The following is an 8,895-nucleotide window of genomic DNA, read 5'->3' as shown; positions in this document are numbered from 1 at the left end:
GCACAGTTTCAGAAGAAATCTGCTTAATTCCCTTAAGGTAGTGTCCACTTTTTTGACAGAGGTCCAAACATACTCTAATGCGTGAACTTGTGTGTGCCGGTATCACATACTCTAATGCGAGAACTTGTGTGTTTGGCGGTAAACCTTACTCTGATGCGAGAACTTGTGTGTGGCGGTAAACCATACTCTATTGCGAGAACTTGTATGTGGCGGTAAACCATACTCTAATGCGAGGACTTGTGTGTGGCGGTAAACCATACTCTAATGCGAGGACTTGTGTGTAGCGGTAAACCATACTCTAATGCGAGGACTTGTGTGTGTTGGCGGTAAACCATACTCTGATGCGTGGACTTGTGTGTGGCGGTATCACATACTCTGATGCGTGAACTGGTGAGCGGACATTGAGTACGTTATTCCCTGGAAATACCCCTGTTTTGTGATCTATGCGGACACTGGTTCCGCTATTTGCCCAATTATCCCTGATTATGATGTCTATGAGGCGAATAACGGATCTCATGTCCGCATAACTCAAAAATAGGCCTAAAAAAGGTGAATAGGGGATCCTATGTCCGCTCACCTTGAAACTTACCTTTGCGGAGTCCACTTAACGGCATATTTCAGTCTCAAACCTCTAAGTTCTTGGTTACTTGGCTTCTTTGTTAGTTGGGCTCTTGGGCTCTTGGTCCTTGGTTCATCAGTTCATCGGTTTCTTGGTTACCCTTTTTCTCGACCTCTAGTTCCTCCGTTTCTTGATCTTTCAAATTTTTGGTTCACGTCCTATCGCTTTCTCAGTACGGTTCCTCATCTGTTCATCTGTTCATCTTCTAATCTGTCATCCGTTCATCTTCTCATCTCTTTGTACTCCCCTGTGCCGAGCCCCCACAAGAAACCTTCAAGAATTACAAATAAAGAAACACGCCACATTTGGCGTGTTTCTCTATTTGTGTACAGCAAAACCCTACTATTCGTACCAATATCCTTTAATGCCTTTTTCCATCCGCACCAAAGCTTCAAGGTAATAATAATCGCCCCAGATCATGTAATCATCTGGCGCCCGATCTCCTCTAACATGGTAGGAACCATGCTTCAACAAGCCTTCTGCATCTGGGAGGTCTGTGGTCGCGTAATTTTTCACTAAAGATTCCATGCTGTTCTGAAGGGCTGCTTCGAATACATTACGATCTGGATCGTTCTCACCTATCAATTCTAATAATTCTAGAAGGCCACAAGCGGTTATTGCAGAAGCCGAGCTATCCCGTGGTGTCGCACTATCAACGGGTACATCGAAATCCCAATAGGCAACGTGATCTTCCGGTAAATGCTCTATAAAGTAGTGGGCCATTCTTCTAGATGTATCTAAGAAACTAGCATTCTTGGTATACCGATAGGCAAGTGCAAATCCATAGATTCCCCAAGCTTGTCCACGTGTCCATGTTGACCCATCTTGGTATCCTTGATGCGTACCTCCACGTAAAGCATGTCCATTTTCTGGATCAAAATAAAATGTATGATAGGACGAAGCATCTCCACGTACCAAGAACTTTTGACTTTTCAACGCATGCTCATATGCGATCTTGTAGTAACGCTTTTCCCCAGTTTGCTCATAAGCCCAGAACAACAATGGCAAATTCAATAAACAGTCAATGATGATGCGTCCACCGTTTTCGGGATCTCCTTCTTTCCCCCATGCCTGTATGATCCCTGCTTTAGGGCGCCAACGTGCAACTAGCGTATCAGCTGCCGACAGGGCGACAGCACGAGCTTCTTCACTCCCTGTTATCTTCCACTGCGCAACAGCAGACAATGAGTATAAGAACCCAATATCATGATGATCCAATGCTACATGCCGATCCAAACGGTCTTTAAAGTTGGCAAGATATGACTCAGCTGCTTCTTTGTAGAATGGGTCCTGACCATATTCATTAGCAAGCCACATCATCCCAATGTGGAAGCCTTCGATCCAATCGTCATTGTCTCCCCATTCATAGCATTGCCCTTCCGTAATATGCGGTAGTTTACCAGGGTGCTTGATAATATTAGCTTTCACCTTAAGGATTGCATCTTCAATTGCTGCTTGCCACATACGTTTCCAGCTCCTTTGTAATATCTGCAGAATAATATATAATGCTAGACTTCGAATCACGTACCGTGATTCTACCTTCTGGATCACGTTCTACTATGGGTGGGGTCGTCCACTGAGCCACATTTTGTTCACAATAAGTCGCACCGAACACGGCAGAACTCAGCCAATGTTCTCCTGCTAACAAGCGATTACTCAAAGTTGGAATCACTGTACGCGGTTTAAGTAAATTCGTATTGGGATCAGGATAGATCATTTGCGCTTCACCGAAACCTTCGAGGTTTACGATCCCACTGATGCCCCAAGGTAAATGAGCTGATATTCCCTTCTCTACGGAGACGATCATGTCTTCGTCGCTAATTCCAAAATCCTTCGGCGGTTGAATGGCAAACCCGCCTTCTGCTACATCCAAATTGCGTCCATTTCGAATCTGATGGATTCGAACATGCCACATGCCAGCGGGTATAATCCAAGTCCGCACCTCTACATCTTGCCAAGGTAACCAACGAGAGTAAACTACTTGCTCTTCAATGCGGAATTCTTCACAGTAGCGCCGCACTCGATAATGTTCATCACATTCGCTGAGCGCTAGAGTAGAATCATAAGCGCCTTGTACGAGACCGTAATATCCCTTGGGAACACTGAATCCAAACAATGTTGAGTAAGCGAATTTTGAATATTTGGCTGCGGTATGCGCCATTTCAAAGTTAGCCATTTGACCTGATCCATATGCGATAACATGCTTATTCCCTTCGGGGCGACAAATCGTCATCCGTGCATGCGGTTGTGCATATAAAGGCTTCAACTCTGGCAATGCTTCCTCCTCCACTTGCCAGAATGGATGCTCATCTGGTAAGGCAAGAATAAGGAACGCCTTGAAAGACCAGTAAGGAGAACCTGGTGCATTATAGCTCTCTCCCATAATTAAGTTCGGATAAGCATAGCCCACACTAAGTATGCCATCTGACGTAAACATAGGTTGTTCAAACCACCACCGCAAATGACGCATGATGATTCCCTTCATAACCCCAAGTGGGAATGGTTGAACATCTGCATATACAAGTGCACTCCAGAACGATACTTGAGCAAAACGATACGTCATACTCCGACCAAAGGGGATACTACTACCATCCTCGGCGAACCAGTACATAAATTCCTGTGCAAATAGCACGGCACGTTCCTTATAACGTATCGCACGTTCAGGGTCGTCTTCTCCCATTAAATGTGCATAAATGAGCGAGTAGAAATGCATAGCGAAAGGAATATAGTAATCTCGTTGATCTGTATTACCATCCGAATACCATCCATCACTTAAATAATAGGTATCAATCGTATCGAGATACTTATCCATAATTTCTTGATTATAAGGTAACCCGACTTTTTTAAACCCGATATTCACGAGTACAGTAAACATCAGCCAATTGTTTGGATTCGAACGATCTACTAAATTAATCTGGTTAAGCCACTGGTATAAGCGATCTTTCTGCTGATCATCAAGTGGATCCCAAATTTGATGCGGAGCTAGCGCTAACCCTAATCCAAGCACGGACTGTTCAACCATCCGTTGGTCTTTAGTACCGAAATCTCCCCAATATTCTGCATGGTCAGGATCGGTACCATGAATAATCCCTTGTATGTACATCGGCCACAGATCAGATTCACCGCCACCACTTGCATGGGGAATCAATCCCCAGAGCGGACGGGCAAACGCTTCCATAAGTGCGATGGCTTCATTGTAAACCGCACCCGTTGCTCCAAGTTTCAGGCCAGCAAATCCTGCTGTAAATCGACCTTTCAACGGTTTCAATGTCTCTGTAACGGCTTGCTGCAAGTCGGCTTTTGTCATGAACTTTATCCATGTTAACTCATTCTGTAATTGCTCCATCTGCTCATCCCTATCCTGCCCCATGGCATTTTAATTCCAAGTCGAATATTCGCTCGGTCTCATCCCAATTTCTCGTTTGAATAACTTAATGAAATAACTTTTATTGGCATAACCCAAATAATCAGATATGTCTTCAACCGTTTTGTTGGATTGCTGGAGTAATTCCTTAGCTTTTTGCAACTTCATCATATTCACATATTCAATAAAATTATAATTGGTCTCTCGTTTGAATAAACGACTAAAATAGCTTGAGTTCAAATTCAGATAGCTTGCCATCTCTTCTAACGTGATTTTCTCTGTCACATGTTGAATTACATATTGTTGTGCTTTGATGATTTCCGCCCGCTTAGAGTGAACAGCAACCAAACTCATTTTCCGGAAAATTTGTTTGAAGTATTGACTGATCCATTGCTGTAGATGATCTATTCTTTCGATCGAATTGACCACATCGTATAATTTCTCTTCCGATATATCGGGTTGATACTGCAATGTTAACTTGGTTTTCATCTGTAGTTCCATCAACAATTGTAATGTCCATTCTTTCACATCACTCGGACGAAACCGTTCAGTTCTCACCCATTCATCCCAACTAGATAATGTAGCTTGTAACTCCTCAGGTTGATTCAAAGCTAACATATCATTTATAGCAGAATAGTAACTTGAATATTCTGTATACATATCCACTTCAGCGAATGTTGCCTTTTCAAAACGGTGGACCGTTGATTCTTTTAAATAGAAGCGGTGCCCTGGTTCTTTAAGCATCGGCAACAGAATCTTCCGCAGTTCCTCTGGATTATGAGTCTCACGTCCTACGAAACAGGAAACTGATATTTTTAAATACTGTTGTATAGCAGAAATACTTTGCTTAGCGGAATATTTAAGTAATTGCTGCTCCTTATCTGGTTCATCACAGCAGAATAGCACAACTAATTCTTTATTGCTATGCTGAAAAATCTCACAACGGTGATTCAAAGTTAATATTTCTTGAAGTATGTTCTCAACCGCAAAAACAATCGTATAATCGTTCATTTTCCGAGATAGAGTTACATCTAACAGCCGATCTACGGATACGACCATCGGGATATAATACATTGCATCTACAGTAATCCCATGTATCCGGGCTTGTTCAATCCACAACTCTTTTTTACAAGACGTTTGATAAAGTGTGTCCTTCAAGAACTTTTCCTTGAGCGCTGATTTATTAAGTGATTCCTTCCGTTTATACAGCAGCATTTCGGCTGATGTCTTCTTCTCCAAATTTAAGTCAATCGATATCTTATGTAATACTTGTTGCAGATGTCCTACGTCCATACTTTCTTTTAGAATATAATCATTCACCTGTAATTTTAGCGCTTGCTGTGCAAAGTGAAATTCATTATGACAAGACAATACGACAGCCCTGAGGTTTGGATTGACCGAGCGAAGCTTTTCTAGCATCTCTAGGCCATTCATCTTCGGCATCCCAATATCCGTAATCACAATATCCGGTGGGGATATCTGCGTTGCTTCCCAAGCTTCAAGTCCGTTGGAATAACAACCTATAAGCTCAATATCTAAAGCGTCCCAAGTAACCGTCTGCGAAAGATATCGTAAAACTGGATAATCATCATCAACGAGAATTGCTGTCAACATGATATTCGCCTACTCCCTAATCTCTAATGGAAACTCTAATGTGATTTCCGTACCTACGTTATGTTCACTTTGAATATCCACATGTAACTGATCACCGTATATTAAGCGCAATCGTTGAACGACATTTTTTACACCTATACCTGAGAAGCCCTTTTTCTCCAGATCCCCTGATTCCTCATAATCGTCTAGCTTGGCTTGAAGGCCATTTAGTTTGTCCTCTGTCATACCAATACCGTTATCGCGAACGAAAATCTGCAACAACTCGGATCCATTATTTTCTCGAATATTAGCATCTATAAAGATTTCTCCATCAAATTGTTCAAACCCATGAATGATTGCGTTCTCAATTAGAGGTTGAATCATAAACCTGGGAACCCTTGCATCCCCGCATTGTTCAGAAGCGAATTTAACCTCGAATCTTACCTGATTAGCATGGCGGAAATTCATTAATCTTACATAATGAGAGACAGTGTCGACCTCTTCTTCCAGCGGAATAAATTCATTATCTCGATTAAAAGTCATTCGTAATAGAGAAGATAGAGAGCCTATGAGTTCCGCACTTTCCTTATCACCTTGAATCAATATATTCAGCCTAATCGAGTTCAGTAGATTGAACATAAAGTGCGGATTAATTTGAGCCTGAAGCATTTCCAATTCAGCTTTCCGTTTTTTCGTTTGTTCCACCGTAATTTGCTCAATCATCGATTGAATTTGGTCTAGCATATAATCTATCGTCCCCGCAAGATGCGCCACTTCATTTTGTCCGCTTATTCCAGAACGAAGATCTAACTGCCCTCGTCCAATCTTCTTCACAAAGCGAATCAAGTTCGCTATAGGTTTTGTAAACCTAGAAATAAGTAGTGTCAATAATACAAAGAAGACAAGAGAAAATAGAACTTGCACTGCGAAACTAACGAATAATATATGCTTGTTCTTGGCAACGGCCGACGAAAGTGAGATAAGACTGACTATCCGCCAATTGTTACTGTCCAGGTCTTGTGCCACATATATATACTTTGCGCCATCAATTTCGATTGTCTTGGATGATTCATCTTCCTTCCACCAAGACATCTTTTCCCCAATTTTAGTTGAATCAACATGTGATACGACCACACCATCATCATCTAATAAAAAGGTATCTTGATCCGAACTCTGCGTTAAATAAGGATGAATTATCCGTTCATTAACAGTAACAACTACATACCCAATCGGGTTAGCTGCAGTTGTTTTGATAGGTCGTCCGATTGTCACCCAATTGGATGAGTTCAAATCTGACTTATTATAATAAATGTTTTGTTGTCCAAGCCAATACGTAGAAAAGTTTGGTATATTATCTAGCTCGGAGAACCAATTCTGCTCATATAATTGCACGGGATTGTAATCGCTGTAAGAATAACTCGTATATATATAATTATTTTCCCCTAGGATAGTCACATAAAAGTCTTTATTAGGAAGAACAAGATCGTCTAGAAACCGTGATAAACGACTACTACTGATAATGGTATCTGCTCTATTCTCTGCGGACCCAAGTTTGCTCGGATCTACTAATAGCATTTGCCTGATTTCATTGTTCATTAACACAAAGTTCGATATTTCTAGCATTTGGTCAAAAACACGGTTTACATCGGATTTAGAAACTTTTAATGTATCCTCAGCGGTAGAGATCGCTTTATCCAAGATTAGATCCCGTGTCAAATAGTTTGTAACAAGATAAACAACAATCAACGGTATTAACAAACAAATGACTGCCGACCCTACTAACTTATTGCGTAATGAAAGCTGTCTGATTTTCACTGGATGCTGGCCTCTAGTCTGAATTAAAATTAGGGCAGGGATTACCAAAACTTTCCCCTGCCCCTAAATTGTAAATCCTTTTGCCTAATGCATCAACATGAATAACTTAAATGGTTACTATTGATTATTCTTCACAACATCTGAAATTTTCTTATCAATATTAGTGATTGTTGTATCGATATCTTGTTTATTAAGAATGTACAACTCTGCTTCAGGAATAACGCTGTTCTTCGCTTCGTCTGCGTATTTCTCTGGTACTGGAGCATCGCCCGGAACCGTATTAGTCATCGTATATTTCAAAGATTCTACATCAATTTTAGAAGGATCTTTCGAACCGCTTACGATTGTATCAACAAGCTTATTCGTATCTGATTTTGCCCATCCAGAGAATACACGTCCACCAATTTCCAAGCCCTCTGAAGTATACCATCTAACAAATTCATACGCTGCTTGTTTGTTCTTAGACTTTGATGATACACCCATGTAAGTCGGCTGAACTGGTGAGTAGTGGTTACTCTCCCCTTCCAATTTAGGAAGTGGTGCAAATGCAGTTACGAATGTTGCTGGAATGGCATCTGTACCACCGGATTCTGCTACCATCCAGTCACCCATAGGTAGCATTGCAGCTAATTTATTGAAGTATTGATTCCGATAAGCAAGCTTCTGCGAAATGATATCTTCATACATACTCGCGCTCTTATCTTCATACATCATCTTTTTCATCATTTCTAAGTTTGCCTTAAGAATTGGATCCGTTGCATTGGAAGTTCCATCTGTTTTCAAGTAGGTATTATCGGTTGGTTTACTCATTAATTGCAATTGGAAGTAATCAGGCCAGTTGTGCAAATATGCACCATAACGTTTGGTTGCACCTTCACCTTGAGTCAATTTCTGAGCATACTCCATGAACTCATCCCAAGTCCAATTCGTTGGAACAGGTAATCCAGCCTCATCTAGCATTTCTTTATTCAGGAGAACGAACCAACGCTGCATGGAAGAAGGTAAGGCATAGATTTTGCCATTCACTTTGGTATCTACTAGATATTCTTCTTCATACTTATAGCCATCTTTCTCAATATAGCTTTCTAGTGGTTCCAGTAGACCAATATCCGCACGTTGTGAATAGTTCGTATAGGGTAATTCAATGATATCAAGTTGATCATTGGACGCTGCCATTAAGTCTAATTTTTGCATGGAAGCAATCGAATCACCTTTTTCATTCAATAGATCAAGTTCCACTTTAATATTCGGGTGGTTCTTCTCAAACTCTGGAATAATACTGCTCCATTTCGCTTTTGCATCGGTTTGCCAAGTGCTTATTTTTATTGTCACTTGCTCTGTAGCAGCCTCTGTCCCTTTATTCGCTGGGCTAGATTCTGGAGCTGCCGAATTCGAACCCCCATTGTTGCTCCCGCAAGCAGACACGAGCAATGCTAACGACAAGCATACAATCGTTGAAGATAATCTCTTTTTCATGTGGACCCTCCTAAATAGTATCGATCTT

General features: G+C 41.2%; 5 protein-coding genes. All 5 read right to left on the bottom strand.

From position 1 onward, the window contains the following. Positions 1 to 961 precede the first annotated feature (961 nt). Positions 962 to 2,083: a glycoside hydrolase family 88 protein gene (locus tag EJP82_RS13980; protein ID WP_127192681.1), complete on the bottom strand. Its 1,122-nt coding sequence runs from the start codon at positions 2,081 to 2,083 to the stop codon at positions 962 to 964. Then, positions 2,064 to 3,989 carry a DUF2264 domain-containing protein gene (locus tag EJP82_RS13975; protein WP_246054129.1) on the bottom strand — a complete coding sequence of 642 codons (1,926 nt, stop codon included), beginning with the start codon at positions 3,987 to 3,989 and terminating at the stop codon, positions 2,064 to 2,066. The genes EJP82_RS13980 and EJP82_RS13975 overlap by 20 nt, the downstream gene beginning before the upstream one ends. Positions 3,990 to 3,995: 6 nt before the next feature. After that, the gene (locus EJP82_RS13970; RefSeq protein WP_127192680.1) at positions 3,996 to 5,597 is read right to left on the bottom strand and encodes a response regulator transcription factor; all 1,602 of its coding nucleotides are present in this window, start codon (positions 5,595 to 5,597) and stop codon (positions 3,996 to 3,998) included. A 9-nt stretch (positions 5,598 to 5,606) separates the two neighbouring features. Next, a complete protein-coding gene (locus EJP82_RS13965) occupies positions 5,607 to 7,391 on the bottom strand; it encodes a sensor histidine kinase (RefSeq protein WP_127192679.1) in 1,785 nt (594 codons plus the stop codon). 117 nt (positions 7,392 to 7,508) lie between these two features. Beyond that, positions 7,509 to 8,867 (bottom strand): ABC transporter substrate-binding protein, encoded by a 1,359-nt coding sequence (locus EJP82_RS13960; RefSeq protein WP_127192678.1) that lies wholly within the window; start codon positions 8,865 to 8,867, stop codon positions 7,509 to 7,511. Positions 8,868 to 8,895 lie beyond the last annotated feature (28 nt).

The sequence above is a fragment of the Paenibacillus anaericanus genome (assembly GCF_003994475.1).
In the GTDB taxonomy this organism is placed as follows: Bacteria; Bacillota; Bacilli; order Paenibacillales; family Paenibacillaceae; genus Fontibacillus; species Fontibacillus anaericanus.
This window is presented reverse-complemented; position numbering and strand designations above follow the sequence as displayed.